Source organism: bacterium (genome assembly GCA_021372615.1).
GTDB lineage: Bacteria > Armatimonadota > Zipacnadia > Zipacnadales > UBA11051 > JAJFUB01.
Map to the genome: position 1 here is coordinate 32,595 of JAJFUB010000067.1, position 17,070 is coordinate 49,664.

The window sequence follows — 17,070 nt, forward strand, 5'->3', positions numbered from 1 at the left end:
CGAGAGATTCGCGGAGTGGCGGTCAGGGGAGTGGACCCGTCGGCCGAGGGCCGTCAGTCCATCGAGATCGGCGCCTCCGGGTGGGCGGCGGCCTCGTGCGGCAGTTGCCGGGCCGGGCCGACAATCTCGAAGGTGCGCTTGATGCGCTTGCCCCAGCTCTGGGCGAGCGAGCGCGGGGTGGACTTGTTCGCCTTCGCATCCGCCGGGGTCACGCTCAGCAGGTAGATGCCGTTGGCGTACACGGCGATGCCGGCGGGGCACTTGCGATAGGTCATGTTGACCGGCTTGAGGTACTCGGTGTGGGTGAGCGCCTTGGTGAGGCGGAACTCGAAGATGGCGCGGCGCTGGGCGGGGGTCATGCCGCCGGCCGCGACGCGGAACTTGAGGATGTGCTGGCCGCCGATGTCCACGCTGGCCGGATCCCAGCCGTACGGGTCAACTGCGAGGGCCACCGAGGCCACCAGGCTGAATGACACCACTAGCATCGCGATCCGCATGATCGTCCTCCCACAGGAGCGGCACACGGGCCCGCCCTTGAGTTGGTCTCCGCTGACACCCATGAGGGCACTTCGCGCTGCCGGGGGCGAATACCTGCCCGGCCGGCGCGGCCTCCGCAGGAAACGGCGGCCCCGGGCGCGAAGACACACCTTACCACCATCCGAGGAGACGCGCCATGAGCAACTGGAAAGCCGCCTACGAACTTCTCGCCGCCGGTCTGGCCGACCGCGGCGTTGATGTCGAGCAGGTCAAGGGCCTGCTGAAGGCCCAGCACATCGAGACCCCCTCCTGGGGCTACGCCGACTCGGGCACCCGCTTCAATGTCTTCAAGCAGCCCGGCGCGGCCATCACCATCCAGGAGAAGCTGGACGACGCCGCCCAGGTGCACAGGTTCACCGGCGTCACGCCGACCGTCGCCGTCCACGTGGCGTGGGACTTCGTGGAGGGCGTGGACCCGCAGGAGGTCGTGAAGTACGCCGAGAGCCGCGGGGTCCAGGTCGGCGCCATCAACCCCACCATGTTCCAGGAGCAGTTCTACCTCAACGGCGCCATCGCCAACGCCGACCCGAAGGTGCGGCGGCACGTCGTGGACCACATGCTGCACTCGGTGGACATCGGCCGGCAGGTCGGCTCCGAGGTCCTCAGCCTGTGGTTCGCCGATGGCACCAACTACCCCGGCCAGGGCGACTTCGTCCGGCGCAAGCACTGGGTCAGCGAGTGCCTGCAGGAAGTCTACGCCGCCATGCCCCCGACCATGCGCATGATGGTCGAGTACAAGCTCTTCGAGCCCGGCTTCTACCACACCGACATCGCCGACTGGGGCATGGCCTATGTCTTCTGCCAGCAGTGCGGGCCGCAGGCACAGGTGCTGGTGGATCTGGGCCACCACGCTCGCGCCGTCAACATCGAGCACATCGTCGCCTTCCTGCTGGATGAGGGCTGCATGGGTGGCTTCCACTTCAACGACGCCCGCTACGCCGACGATGATCTGACCACCGGCTCAGTGAACCCGTACCAGGTCTTCCTGATCTACTGCGAGCTGGTCAAGGCCGCCGAGCTGGCGCAGAACGTGGCCTACATGATCGACCAGTCCCACGGGGAGAAGCCCAAGATCGAGGCCATGATCCAGTCGGTCTGCAGCATCCAGACGGCGTACGCCAAGGCCCTGCTGGTGGACTTCGCGGCCCTGACGCAGGCGCAAGCCGAGGGCAACATCGTGGACGGCGAGAACATCCTGGTCGCGGCGTTCAACACCGATGTTGAGCCGCTGCTGCGGCAGGTCCGCGAGGAGATGGGCCTGGCGCCCGATCCGCTGGCGGCCTACCGCGCGAGCGGCTACCAGCAGAAGATAGACAGCGAGCGCGGCTTCCGCGAGGGCGGCGGCGGGTTGGGGTAGCGGCGCTTGCCGGGGCTAGGTGACTGCAGGGCGGTGGTACGCCCGACACTCCTGTCGGGCGTGCCTGTTGAGAACGGCGACGCGCCCGACAGGAGTGTCGGGCGCACCGCTCCCCGTCCTGCAGCTCAGTACTCCAGCACCTTCGTCTCCCCCTGGGCGAACTGCACGGTCACTTGCGGCCCCGTCCCGAGGGCTTTGCCGTCGAGGGCGTCGCGGACCGGGCCCGGCTTGCCGGTGCTGATGGCCACCGGCCCGGCCTGGTGCGCCTGGATGGAAAGGTAGCGCTCCGTCGCCCACACCGCCGAGTTGTCCTCGGTGAAGACGTGGACCCCGGCCAGCTTCGCCAGCGCCCGCACCAGCTCGGGCGTCAGCGCGGGGATGCCCAGGAACACATCCGTCCCCGCCTGCCCCCGTCGCACGACCACCGCCGGCGAGCCATCGGCATAGGTCGCCCAGGTCTCCTCGGGTGTGGCCGCCACAGTGAAGAGCGGCTCGATGGGGACCTTCGGCCCCCACTTGTTCACAGCTTCCCAGCCCTCGGTCAGGCCGGCCCGCTTGCCTACCTCGGTGGGCGTCACGGCCACGGTGGCCGCGGGCAGCGCCCGGGCCGCGAAGCCGGTGACTTCCTGGATGCCGGCGAGGTCGAGGCGGTCGGGGGTGATGACGCCGGGCGCGTAGCACCACACCCTTGCCGGCTGGAAGCCGGCGCTCCGGCGGCTCGCCGCCAGTTGCGCGCGCTCCTGGGGGCTCAGCGCGTAGGCGGCCAGGAAGAACTGCAGCTTCGCCGGGACCTTGCCGGCCAGCACGTCATCCAGCAGGTACTGCCCGTACGGCGCGCCGGAGCGGCCGAGGGCCGCGCGCGCGTCGTAGATGAGCGGGCGGGCGAACGCCGCTGACCCGCCCGGCAGGTGGCACATGCTGTCCTCGTCTATGATCGCGGCGATGTCGGGCGTGAACCGCTTCGTCCGCTGCGCCAGCGCCTCATCCACCGGGTGCAGGCGCACCATCTGCTCCCAGATGCGGGCATCGTTGAACCAGCCCTGGGCCGGCAGGTCCATCCACCACGACCCGAAGCCCCGCAGCGCCTCCTGGGCGGTGTTGCGCAGCATCACCTGCTGGGTCTGCAGCAGGTCCACCAGCCCGCCCTCCTGCACGTGCTCTTGCTGGCGTGGGTCCAGGAAGGTGCGCGAGTCGTCCTCATTGAGCCACAGGATGCCGGCCTGCATGACGCTCTCGGCAGCAGTCATGCACGGGGCGGTGCCGAGCCAGTCGCGGTCGGTATAGGAGATCGGCGAACAGAGGATGTCTATGTCCTGGCCCTGCAAGACGGTGGACAGGGCGTAGTGGCCGCACGTCGGCGCCCCGCACTGCAGCGGCGGGAACTCGAACAGGTAGCCATAGAAGAACACCACGAGCTTCTGCCCGCCGGTGCCGCGGCGGCAGGCGGCGGCCATGGCGAGGACATGCTCGGCCATCTCCTGCTGCTGGAAGCGGGCGAAGTCAATCAGCCGGCGCTCCTTGGCCGGGTCGCGCAGGAAGCCGTTGGGGTGCGCGCGGCGCTCGTCCGCGGTCGGCACGGTGGCTGCGTCGGCATCGGGAACGCCCCGGGCCTTCAGCCATGCCCGGAAGGCCACCAGCGTGTCGGCATCATAGCCACTCAGCGGACGCGACCACGAGTCTTGGTAGAACCACTCCCCGGTGTTCTGCCCGCAGGGGTGGATGCCCGCGAAGTGATCCGGGAAGGTCTCGGTGAGGTGGCGGGAGAGCTTCTCCAGGTGGGCGCACACCTCGGCCCGGTAGACGCGGTCCGAGACGCAGGAGTGCAGCTTGACCTGGTCCCCGTCGTAGACCATGCGGCTGTTGGGATGGCGCTCCAGCCACCAGCCGGGCGCGTCGGCGCCCACCCGTGGGACAAGCAGCACCTTGGGGTTGACGGCGATGATCTGGCGGCACAACTGATCCAGGGGCCGCCAGTCCTGCGGCTTCTCCGGCTCGGCCCAGCAGCTTGGCGCCGAGAAGGAGACGAGGTTGACACCGGCGTCGCGGGCCAGGGCCACCTGCTGCAGGAAGGGCCCGGGCGGCCCGCCCATGTATGTCCAGACGCCCCCGAGCACGTTGTACAGTTGCGGCCGGATCGTCGTCGCCGGGGTCGCCTTCGCGCGGAAGCTCACCCGGTACGTCCGCCCCTCCGCGAACGTCAGGCTCCTGTGGCTGTGAAAGTGGAAGTCGGGCCACTTGGCGCCGCCGGGCGGGTTGCTCAGGGTCACATGCAGCGCCCCGTCGGCGATCTCCCACTTGCCCACGGTGTTCGCCTCGGCCAGCGGCCAGGTGCTCCAGTTGGCGGCCAGGCCCTCCGGCGTGGCAAAGCTGCCGGGGGGCAGCACGTCCGCCCCGGTCTGCGCGTCCTGGATGCGGACCTCGGCGATCCACACCTCGCCGGGCGTCTGGTTGAAGCGGAAGTGCAGCGTCCCGGTGCCGTCCACCTGGCCCGGCCGGATCTCGAAGGAGATCTCCTGCCACTCGGGCTTGATCGCCACTGGACCGCTGTTCATCGAGCCCCAGAGGAAGCGCGGGGGGATCGGCTTGCCGTTGAGGTGTATCTGCGGTCCGCCGGGGGTGTTCTGTACGCGGACGGTGATGCCTGCCCACAGGGACGACGCGCACAGCACGACGATGAGGCAGAGGCAGTGGCGTAGCATGGCCAGACCTCCGGTTGGGGTAGACGGTAGTTGGCGCTGCGACCACAGAAGTCCTTCATGGAGGGACCCCGAGAGCCCCGTCCGCTGTCCATATGGATGATGCACCATCCGGCTGCGCCAGGGGGCATGGCGCATGGCATGGCTCGCAGTGATGCTGTTCGTGGGCGGCGCGGTGGCGCTCTGGCGGCTCGCCGGGAGCCTCCGCGCGCGGCAGAAGACGGCGGCGGGGGCAGGGATCGCGGCCTTCGTCTTCCTGCTGGGGTGGCTCTATCTCACGGGCTTCAGCCATGCCGGCGCTCATGTCCCCTGGGATGACTTCGTCTTTTTCGAGCGCCTCCCCGCCCACCTGTCCGTCCTGTTCATCCTGGCGCTGTGTTGGCACCTCCCCTCGCGCGTGCGTCGCGGCCTCATCGTCACGCTCCTCGCCATCGCCGGGGGCTACGGCCTCCTGGAGGTCAGCGGCCCGCTGCTGATGCCGGTGTACGGCAGCCGGCTGGATGACACCGTCTCGGTTCGCGTGGGGCGGCGTGTCCTCACGCCGCCTGCGGGCGTGGGGACACGCCCGCCCACGCGCGTCCCGTTACCCACGTGCCTCTCGGCGCCCGCGCAGCTCGACGTGCAGGTCACGCAGTCCACCGGCTGGACGTGCGGGCCGGCGGCGCTGGCGTGGGCGCTGCAACTGCGGGGGATGGCGGTGAGTGAGAAGCGAGCGGCCTTCCTGAGCGCCACGACGCCCTTCCACGGCACACCCGACCGGGGCGTCCTGCGCGCGGCGCATCGCCTCGGCGTGCCGGGGCACATGGAGCGGGGTCTGAGCTACGAGCAGCTCACGCGCCTGCCGCATCCGAGCCTCGTGACGTGGCACCTGGGGGGCATGGTCATGCACTTCGTGGTGCTGATCGGCATGGACGAGCAGGGGGTGAAGATCGGCGACCCGATGCTGGGTGAGGTGGACTACAGCAAGGAGGAGTTCCTGGCGAAGTGGGGGCGGAGCGTAGTCGTGCTGGAGTAGCGCGTGTCGGGCCGGGCCGTTGCAGGGCGGGGGCTTGTACCCCGCCCCGAATGGCACTAGCCGAACGGATGGGCGGGGTACAAGCCCCCGCCCTACACACGGCCTCAGTCCACCTCAACCTGTGGGCACAGCCCCTCGACGCAGCAGCGGTCGTGCGCGGGCTTGCGGGCGCTGCACACCCGCCGGCCGTGCCAGATCAGGCAGTGGGCGAAGCTGATCCACCGCTCCTTGGGGATTAGCGCCATCAGGTCCCGCTCGATCTTGTCGGTGTTGATCGCCACCGTCTCGGTCTGCGGCGGGGTCAGCCCCAGGCGCACCGACAGCCGCGCCACGTGCGTATCCACGACGATCCCCTCGGCCAGGCCGTAGGCACATCCCAACACGACGCTCGCCGTCTTGCGCGACACGCCGGGGAGCTGGATCAGCTCCGCCATTGTCTGCGGCACTTCGCCCCCGAAGCGTTCCAGCAGCATCTGCGAGGCGCCGATGATGCTCTTGGTCTTGTTGCGGAAGAAGCCCGTGGGGCGCAGGACCGGCTCCAGCCATGCCGCGTCGGCCTTGGCGAAGTGCTCGGGCTTGTTGTGGGTGCGGAACAGGTCGGCCGTCACCTCGTTGACCTTTACGTCCGTGGCCTGGGCCGACAGGATGGTGGCGACGAGAAGTTCGAACGGGGTGCGGTAGCTCAGCTCGCAGGTCGCGCCGGGGTATTCCGCGTCGAGTGACTCGGCGATCTGCAGGGCGCGGGCTTGCCTCTTGGCCTTGGATTCACGCATCAGTTGCCTCCGTGCTGGCAGTGGGAGCGGTCATCGGTGGTTGCGGTCACGTGGGAGCGGTCACCGACCGCGACTGGCTGCCGGGTCGCGGTCGGGGACCGCTCCCACTGCCGAGCCCTCCCACTCGTGACTGCTCCCACATAAGCGCAACCGCCTATCCCCACAGCCTCGCCATCGCGATGAACGCCTTCAGCCCCCACAGGTGGCACCAGGTGTTCTCGTAGTCATTCGCCCCGGTGTAGCCGTAGTTGACGCCGACCGGGTACTTGGTCAGGTGGGTCTTCTCCATGCGGTCGAGGGTGTTGTCCACCCACTGCAGGTACTTCGCCTCACCTGTCACCTGCCACGCCAGGCAGCAGGCCACGATCATCTGCATGTTGCGGTCGTAGACGACCGGCGTGCCGGGCTCGGTGGTGCCGCCGTCGCCGATGCCCGGGGGCTGCTTGGGGTCCGAGCCGTCGCGGACGTTGTGCCGTACCCAGCCGCCATCGGGGGTGCGGCTGCGGTCGGCGAGGAACTGCAGGGCCGCCAGCGCGTGGGCGCGGTACTGGTGCTCGCCCAGCAGGTCCAGCCGCAGGCAGGCCTGGATCATGTTGGAGTTGATGTGGGTGAACTTCGTCGTGTACTTCGGCAGCGGCCCGCCGGCCTTCCCATCAATGAACCACCCACCGTACTCGCCGTCCCACAGCGCCGCATCAGCATGGGCCACGACGGTCTTCGCCAGCGTCAGGAAGCGCTCCTCGCGGCGGCAGTCGTAGCAGTCCAGCAGCTTGAGGGCCAGGTAGCCCGACCCGTAGAGGTTCTGCGTCTGGTCGGCCCTGAAGGCGCTGGTCGCGGTGATGCGGGCCAGCACGCCCTCGGCGATCTGCGGCCAACTCCCGTGGCGACGGTAGTGCGTGTAGCACAGCAGCCCGGCCACGTTGATCATGTTGAACTCGGGGTAGAACCCCTTCTCCCACGTGCCGGTCTTGGTGGAGTACTTGAGGTAGAAGTGGGGATCGGCGGGGTCATAGCCGTGGCGCACGACCCAGTCGAGGAGGTCGCGGGCCTGGTCGAGCAGCGCCGCGTCCTGCTTCCCGCCCAGCTCGTATAGGTCCATCTTCACGAGCGCGTAGTACGACTGCTGCTGGGTGTGGAAGTTGCCTTCCCAGGCCTCGGTGGGCTCGGGCTTACTCATGCTGTTCTGGTGGATCGCCCGCCCGCCCAGCACCTCGTTGTACAGGTACGCCTCGTCGCAGGCCACCATGTCGGCCAGGCGCTGGTTGACCCACGCGCGCGAATGGCGCAGGGGCGGAGCGGCCATGGCGAGCGAGGAGATGGCCAGCAGTGTCAGCACCACCGACAGAGCCTGTCTCATGTTCTCCTCCTGGCAACAAACGTGGCGGCGACATGGTTGCCGCCGCCACGGGGAACGCAGGCGACCCATCGTCGGACGCCCTGTGCCGTCACTTGCCACTTGTCACCTGCCACTCGCCGTCAGAACCCTGTCCGCTTCTCCCACATCGTCGGGTGGTCAATGGGGTGCTCGTGCTTCATGACCGACTCGGCGACGCGGGCGAGGCCCTCGTCGAGCGAGACCTTGGGCTCGCCGAACAGACGCACCATCTCATCGGTCTTGGCCAGCAGCGCCGTCTCGGAGGGCGTGCCCGTGAACTTCGGCTCCTTGCCCATGAGCTGCCCGAGCTTCTCGGCGATGGCACGCACGCTGACCTTCTCCGTGCCGGTGAGGTTCAGGTACTTGGCCGGCACCGAGGCCACTTCCCACGAGCGGTACATGGCGTCCATCAGGTCATCCAGCCAGATGACATTGACGTAGGAGGTGGTCAGGTCAATCTCCTCGCCGTCGCGCACCTGCCGGGCGATGTCCGTCGGCACCCCGAACTCGGTGTTGTAGCCGTAGAAGATCCGCTGGTTGACGGCGGGCGTGTTGTTGCGGCGCGAGAAGTAGTCCACCATCCACTCGGCGCCCATGCGCGTGGTAGCGTACAGGCTGGAGGCGCCCACAGGATCGGACTCGCTGCAGCCATCCACCGAGTCGGGGTAGACGTTACCGCTGGAGGAGTACAGGACGCAGCCGCTGTCCTGGAAGTACTCCATGACCCGGCCGGTCACGAACACGTTCATGTTCACCGCCGCCGGGGGGTTCTGGCTGGAGCCGAACTTCAGACCGGCCATGTGGAAGACGATGTCGAAGTCGGCGGGGAGGTCCGCCAGGGCGTCCCAGGCCGCCACATCGCGCTTGTGGGTGGTCACGCCGAGGGCTTGCAGCTCCTCTTCCTGGCCGGGCGTGCCGAAGCGGGCGACGCCCGAAACGTCGTGCCCCATCTCCACGAGCTTCCGCACCAGGTGCTTGCCGATCTTGCCGGTCGGCCCGATCATCATGATTCGCTTGGACAAATGGCTTCACTCCCTGACAGGAAAAACCGACACGCCGGCGTCTCCTCCCCGGCGTGTCTGGTGATACTACCAATACTCCGGCGGAAGGGCAAGGCTACCGGGCAGAACCGGGCCGCCGGTCCGGGCCGTCAAAGCTGTACCGACTGCCGCGCCGCTCCTGCCTTCGGGGCCTTCGCCTCCACCGTCACCGTCGCCCCCGCCGGCCCGCGCACGAACCACTCCAGGTCCAGGTGGCCGCTCAGGGCCGGCAGAGAGGGCTGCTCCACCACGCCCGAACGCGACAGCAGCGTCACGCCCTCGCCGAGGACCAGGCGGATGGTGACCGGGCCATTGGCCGCGACGCGGCTGCCATGCTCGGTCACCTGCGTGGGCAGGCCGCCGGTGTTGGCCACCGTGGCCTGCAGACGGTACACCTGCCCCTCCACGGCCTCGGCGGTGAGGCTGTGAATGGCAAGCTGCGGGTGGCGTCGGGCGTGCTCGAGGATGAACTCTGCGCAGTTGGCGCCGATGGTCTGCAGGGCCTGCGGGGGCGGGGTGCCCCAGAAGACCGACTTGAGCCCGCCGATCTCCACCGGCCCGAGCTGGGGATGATCGAACGGCTGCCAGTCCACGAAGCCGGGCTCCGCCTGCTCGGTGGCGTACTTGAGCACCTGCCGCATGAACAGCACCTCGCGCGTCTGCTCATCAGCGCCGAAGTACTGGTCGGTGGTGATGCCGGCGGCGTTGAAGACGCTACCCAGCTCGATCTCGTACACCGAGAGCCCCAGCCCGAAGTAGCCCCAGTCGGTGAAATGGCCCTTGAGCGAGATGGGCTTGTCGCAGTCGCAGCGGTAGTCGCGCACGGCCCGCAGCTTGAAGCCCGTGAGCCGCTCGCCGATCTCCCCGATCTCCTTCATCATGCGCACATCGGCGGCATTCATCTCGTCATCCGCCGTCGTGGCCGAGGGCCGCAGCACGGCATTGCAGCCGTTGTGGAAGCCCAGCATGGCGAAGACATTGGGATGGTCGCGCACCCAGTCGGCGAGCGCCTTGAGCTCCGGGTTGGAGAAGGCGTGGTCGCCGGCGCCATACTGCAGGTGCTCCGGCTGCCAGTTCACCGCCCAGTTGCGGTTGAAGTCCAGACCGCGGACGGCCTCCTGGATGGGGCCGCCGTCATAGTCCTCGATCATGCCCTCGCGCATCATCTGGTAGAACGGCCCGGCATCGCCGGCGCGGCGGCGCAGCAGCAGGCGCGGGTCCTCCTCGTCGGCCCGGTACGGGCCGAAGGGGTCCTGCCAGCGCATGGACAGGATCATGCCGTCGCCGTTGAGGTCCCGGGCCACGAGGCCGTTCTTGCGCGGGCGGTACTCATACTTGCTGCGGATCTGGCCGGAGGTGGTGAGAGCATACTCGGCGCCGTCGGGATTGACCCGCGGGATGATGTAGAAGGCGACCTCGCCCAGCAGCGCCGTGGCGGCGGGGTCAGTCAGGAGTTGCTCGATCAGCACCAGCGAGGCGGTCGTCCCCGACACCTCGACCGCGTGGACATTGGCCTGGACCAGGTAGCCGGGCCGGGCGGCGGGGTCGCCGGTCGCGAGGTCCGTGACCTCCACCAGCCACTCCTCGCGGCCCTCGGGCGTGGTGTAGATGTTGTGCAGCCGCACGCGGTCGGGCGCCGCCGCGGCGACCTGGCGCAGGTGCTCGGTCAGCTCCTGGTGCTGGTAGTACTCGCCGAACGCAACTGCCGGTAGGGCTGTCATGTCCCACGCCTCCGTGGCTACTCGTTGTCCCCGCCCATGTCCATGATCATGGCCATGCCACGCCATTCGGAGCGGATCGTGCCGAAGACGGTGACGCCGCCTGCGTGGCTATAGAAGTCGTTACCGATGGCCTGCACGCGCAGGGTCAGCATGTTGATGTCGGTGAAAATGCCGCCGGGAATCACGCAACGGGTGGTGTCGCCGGGCAGCAGGATGCCATTATTGAGGTCATCGGCGATCGTGGTCTCCTGCTGGTAGCCGCCCCGGATGCGCAGCGGCGGCTGCACCAGCGTGCTGAACCACGAGGTCGAAGTCATCTTCTGGCCGCCGCCCTCCACCTGCATCCCGGTGGCGATGAGCAGATAGCCGCGTGCGCCCGGGACCGGCTCCCAGGTCACCGTCGTGGGCTCCTGCAGCTTCAGCTTGCCCATGTCCGGCGCCGTGACCTTGATCTCCGGCAGGAAGCCGTCGAGCGTAGCCGTGCCGCCGGTGTTGCAGACGTAGTCGCCCAGGCCCTTGACGGTCGGCGGCAGCTTACCCTCGTCCCCGGTGGCCTCCTTGCCCATCATCTCGTCCACGAGGCGGCTGAGGTCCGGCATCGCGGGCCCGCCGCGGCCGGCGCGGCCCCGGCCGCCCGTCTGCACCTTCAGGGACTCCGTGATGGGGCCCTCGGCCTGGTCAGGATGCCAGTAGAGCTTGTTCACGAACTCCACGGTCTGCGGCGTACCGTCGCCGCCTTGGCCGCCCTGGTCGCCCTGGCCGCCGGCAGTGGTGCTCTTGGGCACGTGCAGCGGCAGGCGGTTGTCCGCCAGCTGGAGGTCTGTCGGCACGGTGAGGAAGACCGGCTCGACCGGCGTCTGGTCATAGAGCGCCCGGGCGGAGATCGTGTGCTGCACACCCCCGCCGCCCATTCCGGGGATCTGCATGGGCACGGCGGGCATCCCCGGGATGACCATCGGCGCCTGGACTTCGGTGGAGATCACGACATGCAGAGTCTTGGTCGGGGGCTGCTGGGCGGCTGCGAGAGCGGGAACCATCAGGGCCACGACGAGTGAGAGTACGGCCACGGACGAGAGTCTCGACAAGTAAGGCACACTCCTTTGCGGCAAAGTCCTTACAGGTTCCGCCGCACCGGTGGCGAAACCTCCCGCAGCGTCCGCACACGAGGTGTGACATGTCCAGATTCTGCGCGTTGGTTGCCTTGCTGGGGGCCGTCGCCTGTTGGGCCGCCCCCAAGGAGCGCCCCCTGTACGACGACCGCTTCTTCGCCCCCACCGAGGAAGTCGTCAGCCCGCACATCCCGTGGGCCAAGCCGTACGTGACCCCGCCGAAGGTGCTGTTCATCACCCATCGCGGGGCCATGCGTGAGGCCATCGAGATTGCCCAGCGCCTGAGCATGGACTACGAGGTCTTCGCCATGGAGACCCCCAGCATGTTCGGCGCCACCGGCATCGGTGTGGACGCCTCGTGGACGCTGATCCGGGGCAACTCGAACGAGGAGCTGGCTGAGCGCCTCCGCAAGAGCCTCGCCACGCCGCATGACGTCATCGTCGCAGGCGGCGTGGACTGGGACAAAATCCCCCTGGACTGCCGCTATGAGATCCTCAAGCAGGTCAAGACGGGGACGGGGTTGGTCGGGTGCATCCGCAAGCGCGACCAATACCTGCCCGACATCCTCAAGGGCGCGGAGTTCGGCTGGAACTGGGCCACGTGGTCCGGCGCCGCCCAGGGCATCGCCGACTACTTCGGCACCGGCGTCTACGAGGGCGCGGTGGACTACTCCGGCGGCCACACCGGCCAGGCCGCGCTGCGGATCGAGTGCAAGTCGGTCACCAAGGGCAGTCGCGAGGCCTCGCGCGCGGGCTACTACGTGGCCCCCGTCAAGCTCGAACCCGGCACCGAGTACGTCTTCTCCATGTGGACGCGGACTCAGGGCCTCCAGAACGGGCAGGCCAGCGTCAGTCTGCATCCCGTCGGCGGGGGCGTCGCCGTGCCCGCCAGTGATACCTGGAAGCTCACCGAGCACCGCTTCAGGACCAACGCCGCAGCCACGTCCATGGGCGTCTACCTGCTGAACTACCAGCCGGGGACCGTGTGGTATGACGATGTGAAGCTCGTGCAGGCCGGCACGGACGAGAACCTGCTGCCCAACCCGAGCTTCGAGTTCCCCGGCCCGGCCCCGGCCGAGTTGGCCACGGGCTTCGCCTACAAGCTGCTGCCGGCGTTCGGCAAGTACGCTGACGCCACTGCGTTCCTGCGCGGCACGGTGCAGAGCGCGAGCTTCGGCCAGGGCCGCATCGGGCTGGTCAGCTACGCCGTGCCGAGCCAGCAGATGCTGACCCCCGGCCCCTCGGGCCCCGTGCAGTACTGCCGCGACGACTATGACTACTACCTGCAGCTTGCGGTCCGCCTGATCCTGTGGGGGGCCAAGAAGACCCCGCCGGCGCAGGTGACGACGGCCGGCGGAGAGATGACCACCGCCACGGTCGGGCAGACCGGTAAGCTGGCCCTGAATGTGCGGGCAGCGCAGGCCGTGCCCGGGGCCACCGTGGCCCTGGCGCTCGGCGGGCCGGGCTGGCCGGTGTGTGCGTCGCAGCCGCTGAACCTGCAGGCCGGCGACAACGCGGTCGCCCTGGCGCTCCCGGCCCTGCCGGCCGGCCAGCACTGGGCGAATGTCCGGGTGCAGGCCGGCGGAAAGACCCTCGGGTTTGCCAGCCTCGGTGTCGAGGTAGCCTCCCCGGTCACGATCAAGAGCCTGGAGCTGACCCAGCCGAGCTTCTCGCTGGCCGAGCCGATCAAGGGCAAGCTGGTGGTGGACGGCCCAGTCAGCGGCGCCTCGGTCGCCCTATCCGCACGCGACAGCAACGGCCGGCTCCTGGGCACCGCCAAGGTGGCCGTCGCCGGCGCGGAGACCGAATTCAGCGTCCCGGTCATCCCCTCGTCCACGATCATCGGCTGGCTGACGGCGGACCTGCTGCAGGGGGGCAAGGCCGTGGCGAGCGAGCAGCGCGACTTCTCGATGAACAACCTGTACGCCCCCCGCGACGACGTGCAGTACGTCATGTGGCAGGGCTACGGCAACAGCTTCCTGGCTCCCATGATCGCCGAGTCCTTCAGCGCCAACGGGATAGATGCGTTCTACGACGGCGGCTCGGTCGGCTACGGGCCATATGCGAACCAGTGGTGGCTGCCCTACGCCACCCGCTATGTGGACACCAAGACCGACTGGTACCAGGAGAAGCCCACCCGCCAGGCGGGGGACCTGGTGCGCGACCCGTGTCTGACCAACCCCGAGTACCGCCAGAAAGTGACCGAGACGCTGACCAAGTGCGCGGTGCGGGGCCTGCAGTACTCGACCTCCGACTTCACCCTGGGCGATGAGAACCACTTCGTCGCCGGGCGGTGGGACCTGTGCTTCTCGGATACCTGCGTGGCCGACTTCCAGCGCTGGGCGCGCGAGACGTACGGCAGCCTGGACAAGCTCAACGCCGCATGGGGCAGTCGGTTCGCGAACTGGTCCGACGTGAAGCCGCAGACGCTCGAGGAGGCGCAGAAGACCGGCAACCTCGTGCCCTGGGTGGACCATCGCCTGCACATGGAGAGCGTCTGGGCGGGCATCCACGACTTCTCGCGCGAGGTCATCAAGCAGACCGTGCCCCACGCCCGGGTGGGCTACGAGGGCTCCGACACCGTCGCGACCAGTTGGCAGGCCGATGACTACTGGCAACTGGCCCGGGCGATGAGCCTCAACAACATCTACTACCGGGACTTCCTGTCGCTGGCCGTGCGCGACTTCTCCACCCCCGACACGCTGCTGGGCGCCGGCTGGTTCGGCGGCTATGCGGGCAACCGCAACGAGCCGTTCATGCGCTGGTTCCCGTGGCGCACGCTCTTCAAGGGCGCCAACAGCTTCTGGGTCTGGTGCGGCTATGGCAACGCCGGGTCGGTGATGGCCTGGGACACGTCGTTGTACCCCTTCTTCAAGGCGGCCTGCGAGGAAGTGGGCGAGATCAAGCAGGGGCCCGGCAAGCTGCTGATGAACGCCGAGCGCCAGCATGATGGCATCGCCCTGCTGTGGTCGGACTCCAGCGTCCACCTGGCCACTGCCACCGCGGGCTTCCCGGACATAGACACCACTCTGAGCAGCATGGTCATGATGCTGCACGACTGTGGCCTGGAGGCCAAGGTGCTGTCGTATGCCGAGGTACGTCAGGGCAAGCTCACCAACGACCAGTTCAAGGTCCTGCTGCTGCCCTCGGCGCAAGCGCTGTCGGCAGCCGAAGTGGCCGCCATCAAGCAGTTCGCCGCCAACGGGGGCACGGTCATCGCCGACCTGCGCCCGGGCGTGACTGACGAGCATGGCAAGCCGTACGCGACGCCCGCGCTGGACGAGTTGTTCGGCGTGTCACAGACCGCCGCGTTCGCCAAGGCCACGGGCAGCCTGGACTTCGCCGGCGCCCCGGAGACCTCCGGCGCCGGACTGAAGGCGGACAATGTGCTGGTGGACGGGTCGCTGAAGGCCGCGGCCGGGAAAGCCCTCGCGCAAGTCGGCAGCGCGCCGGTCCTGGTCGCCCACGCCAGCGGGAAGGGCAAGGCCCTCCTGCTGAACCTGTCGCTGCAGGGCTACAGCAAGCTGCCGAAGGTCGAGGGGCAGGAGTTCGCGGGCTGGAACGAGGGCGCGGGCTACCGGGCCTTCCTGGCCGGGGTGCTGAAGACCGCGGGCATCGAGCCGGTCGTGCGGGTACTGCCAGACGCGCCGCATGTCGAAGTATCGCGCTTCCGCCGCGGCGGCGCCGAATACATCGGCATCGTCCAGTCCCTGCCCTTCGACACGCTCGCGTACACCAACAAGACCGCACCGGCCCTGCAGCCGCGTGCTGTCACGGTGGACTTCGGCCGCAAGGCGCACCTGTACGACGTGCGCGCCGGGAAGTACCTGGGTGAGGTACAGAACCTCAGGACGAAGCTCACGCCGGGCCTGGCGCACCTGTACGCGCTGCTGCCGTACCGGGTGGAGGGCCTCCGGGTGACCGCCCCGGCGCAGGCCACGGCCGGGCAGGCGCTGACGTGCCAGGTGGCGCTGCAAGCCAAGGGCCGCCTGGGCGACCATGTCGTGCGGATGCAGGTTTTCGGCCCCGACGGCAAGGAACGCCCGTGGTACGCGCGGAACCTGATGACCCAGGCCGCCGGCGCGCAGGGCCGCCTCACGCTGGCACTGGATGACGCCCCCGGCGCGTGGAAGATCGTGGCGCGGGATGTGGCAACCGGGGTGACAGGGAGTGGGACGGTCAAGGTCGCGGCGAAGTAGCTGCGCCCACCCCGCCCGCTGCGCGGGCACCCCTCCCCGCAGGGGAGGGGAGGTCTCTGCAGTAGCTGGTCGGGTACCACGGAGCCTCGTGGTACCCACTAGTGTGTCAGGAGAGTAACCCCTCCCCTGTGGGGAGGGGTCGGCCGAAGGCCCGGGGGTGGGCCCGCATGCCGCCCCCGGAACATGGAGGACATCATGACCACCCGCCTCGCACTGATCGCCTGTCTGCTCATCCCGGCGTGCCTCTGGGCCGCGCCGCCCACCTACCCCTGCCACCGCCCCGCCACGGCCCCGGTCGTGGACGGCGACGTCGCGGGGGATCCCGCCTGGCAGACCATTCCCTCGGTCACCGGCTTCTCGGTGCTGGGCAATGGCTACACCTACGCCAAGCAGACGGCCGCGCAGCTATGCTGGACTGACGCCGGCCTGTTCATCGCCGTGGTCTGTGAGGAGCCGGATGCGAAGCTGCTCAAGCCACAGGCCTTTGACGGCGGGGACACCTGGGCCGAAGACAGCATCGAGATCTTCATTCAGCCCAAGCGCAACGCCGACACCTACCAGTTCGCCATCACCGCCGGTGGGGCCAAGGGCGGCTTCGAGGGGCACCCGGACATCACGAAGATGAAGGCCGCCGCCAAGATCGGCGACTCCTCCTACAGCCTCGAGACGCTCATTCCGTGGGCTATCGTCAACGCCACCGCCAAGGCGGGCGACAAGTGGACCGCGGACATCTGCCGCAACATCTTCACCACCAAGTCAGGCGGCGACAAGTTCACCTGCTGGGCCCCGCTACAGTCCCGCTTCTTCGAGCCCGAGAACTTCGCCACCCTCGTCTTCGAGGGCGGCACGCTGACCTCCGCCCAGACCACGGCGCTCACCGAGAAGCTCAACCAGGAATACCGTGGCACGCTGCTCAAGCAAGTCGCGCAGGCCGTCAAGAGCTTCGGCGAGTACCGTGAGGGTCTGGTGGCGGCGGCGCAGGACGCCAAGTATGGCGCGCAGGCCCAGGCCCTGCTGGCCGACTGGCAGCGCTTCGAGGCGATCAACCGGGAGGCCGACAAGGCGGGGATCCTGGAGATGCGTGAGGCCCTCATGAAGCTGGAGGTGCTCAACCGCCAGAGCTACGAGGTCAAGTACGGCTTCCTGATCTACAAGCTGCTCAAGGAGAACTGAGGCGAGGGTTGAGGGTCGCGACTAACAGCTAACGACCAACGGGCGACCTGCTGAGGCGTGGGTGCCGCGTCGTGT

General features: G+C 68.6%; 11 protein-coding genes. 4 read left to right on the forward strand and 7 right to left on the reverse strand.

The features are described 5' to 3' along the window. Positions 1–53: 53 nt before the first annotated feature. Entirely contained in the window at positions 54–497 is a 444-nt protein-coding gene (locus tag LLH23_09910; protein ID MCE5238792.1) for a hypothetical protein, read from the reverse strand. Between the two features lie 176 nt (positions 498–673). On the opposite strand from LLH23_09910, the gene rhaI reads away from it, so the two are divergent. Then, positions 674–1,894, forward strand: a complete 1,221-nt coding sequence (rhaI, locus tag LLH23_09915; protein MCE5238793.1) for an L-rhamnose isomerase — start codon at positions 674–676, stop codon at positions 1,892–1,894. Positions 1,895–2,019: 125 nt separating this feature from the next. Here the strand turns inward: rhaI and LLH23_09920 are convergent, their stop codons facing one another. Further along, positions 2,020–4,593: a beta-galactosidase gene (locus tag LLH23_09920; protein ID MCE5238794.1), complete on the reverse strand. Its 2,574-nt coding sequence runs from the start codon at positions 4,591–4,593 to the stop codon at positions 2,020–2,022. Between the two features lie 133 nt (positions 4,594–4,726). Between LLH23_09920 and LLH23_09925 the strand changes: the two genes are divergently transcribed. Then, positions 4,727–5,605, forward strand: a complete 879-nt coding sequence (locus LLH23_09925) for a hypothetical protein (GenBank protein MCE5238795.1) — start codon at positions 4,727–4,729, stop codon at positions 5,603–5,605. A gap of 104 nt (positions 5,606–5,709) precedes the next feature. Here LLH23_09925 and nth read toward each other — a convergent pair whose 3' ends face one another. The 5 genes from nth to LLH23_09950 form a co-directional block, all read right to left on the reverse strand. Continuing rightward, entirely contained in the window at positions 5,710–6,378 is a 669-nt protein-coding gene (gene nth, locus LLH23_09930) for an endonuclease III (GenBank protein MCE5238796.1), read from the reverse strand. A gap of 154 nt (positions 6,379–6,532) precedes the next feature. Beyond that, complete coding sequence (locus tag LLH23_09935; GenBank protein MCE5238797.1) at positions 6,533–7,735, reverse strand: AGE family epimerase/isomerase; 1,203 nt, start codon at positions 7,733–7,735, stop codon at positions 6,533–6,535. A gap of 119 nt (positions 7,736–7,854) precedes the next feature. Next, positions 7,855–8,775 (reverse strand): NAD(P)-dependent oxidoreductase, encoded by a 921-nt coding sequence (locus tag LLH23_09940; protein ID MCE5238798.1) that lies wholly within the window; start codon positions 8,773–8,775, stop codon positions 7,855–7,857. Positions 8,776–8,903: 128 nt separating this feature from the next. After that, positions 8,904–10,514 (reverse strand): M14 family metallopeptidase, encoded by a 1,611-nt coding sequence (locus LLH23_09945; protein MCE5238799.1) that lies wholly within the window; start codon positions 10,512–10,514, stop codon positions 8,904–8,906. Positions 10,515–10,531: 17 nt separating this feature from the next. Further along, on the reverse strand, positions 10,532–11,581 hold the full coding sequence (locus tag LLH23_09950) for a hypothetical protein (protein MCE5238800.1): 1,050 nt from the start codon (positions 11,579–11,581) through the stop codon (positions 10,532–10,534). Between the two features lie 107 nt (positions 11,582–11,688). Here LLH23_09950 and LLH23_09955 point away from each other — a divergent pair, with 107 nt between their 5' ends. Together LLH23_09955 and LLH23_09960 are read left to right on the forward strand one after the other, a co-directional pair. Next, positions 11,689–15,822 carry a beta-galactosidase gene (locus tag LLH23_09955; protein MCE5238801.1) on the forward strand — a complete coding sequence of 1,378 codons (4,134 nt, stop codon included), beginning with the start codon at positions 11,689–11,691 and terminating at the stop codon, positions 15,820–15,822. Positions 15,823–16,017: 195 nt separating this feature from the next. Next, positions 16,018–16,995, forward strand: coding sequence for a carbohydrate-binding family 9-like protein (locus tag LLH23_09960; protein ID MCE5238802.1), 978 nt, complete (start codon positions 16,018–16,020; stop codon positions 16,993–16,995). Positions 16,996–17,070: the final 75 nt, after the last annotated feature.

Excerpts from the sequence above, each read along its gene's own strand:
- LLH23_09910 (MCE5238792.1), bottom strand. The coding sequence starts at position 497 with ATGCGGATCGCGATGCTAGTGGTGTCATTCAGCCTGGTGGCCTCGGTG.
- rhaI (MCE5238793.1), top strand. The coding sequence starts at position 674 with ATGAGCAACTGGAAAGCCGCCTACGAACTTCTCGCCGCCGGTCTGGCC.
- LLH23_09920 (MCE5238794.1), bottom strand. The coding sequence starts at position 4,593 with ATGCTACGCCACTGCCTCTGCCTCATCGTCGTGCTGTGCGCGTCGTCC.
- LLH23_09925 (MCE5238795.1), top strand. The coding sequence starts at position 4,727 with ATGGCATGGCTCGCAGTGATGCTGTTCGTGGGCGGCGCGGTGGCGCTC.
- nth (MCE5238796.1), bottom strand. The coding sequence starts at position 6,378 with ATGCGTGAATCCAAGGCCAAGAGGCAAGCCCGCGCCCTGCAGATCGCC.
- LLH23_09935 (MCE5238797.1), bottom strand. The coding sequence starts at position 7,735 with ATGAGACAGGCTCTGTCGGTGGTGCTGACACTGCTGGCCATCTCCTCG.
- LLH23_09945 (MCE5238799.1), bottom strand. The coding sequence starts at position 10,514 with ATGACAGCCCTACCGGCAGTTGCGTTCGGCGAGTACTACCAGCACCAG.
- LLH23_09955 (MCE5238801.1), top strand. The coding sequence starts at position 11,689 with ATGTCCAGATTCTGCGCGTTGGTTGCCTTGCTGGGGGCCGTCGCCTGT.
- LLH23_09960 (MCE5238802.1), top strand. The coding sequence starts at position 16,018 with ATGACCACCCGCCTCGCACTGATCGCCTGTCTGCTCATCCCGGCGTGC.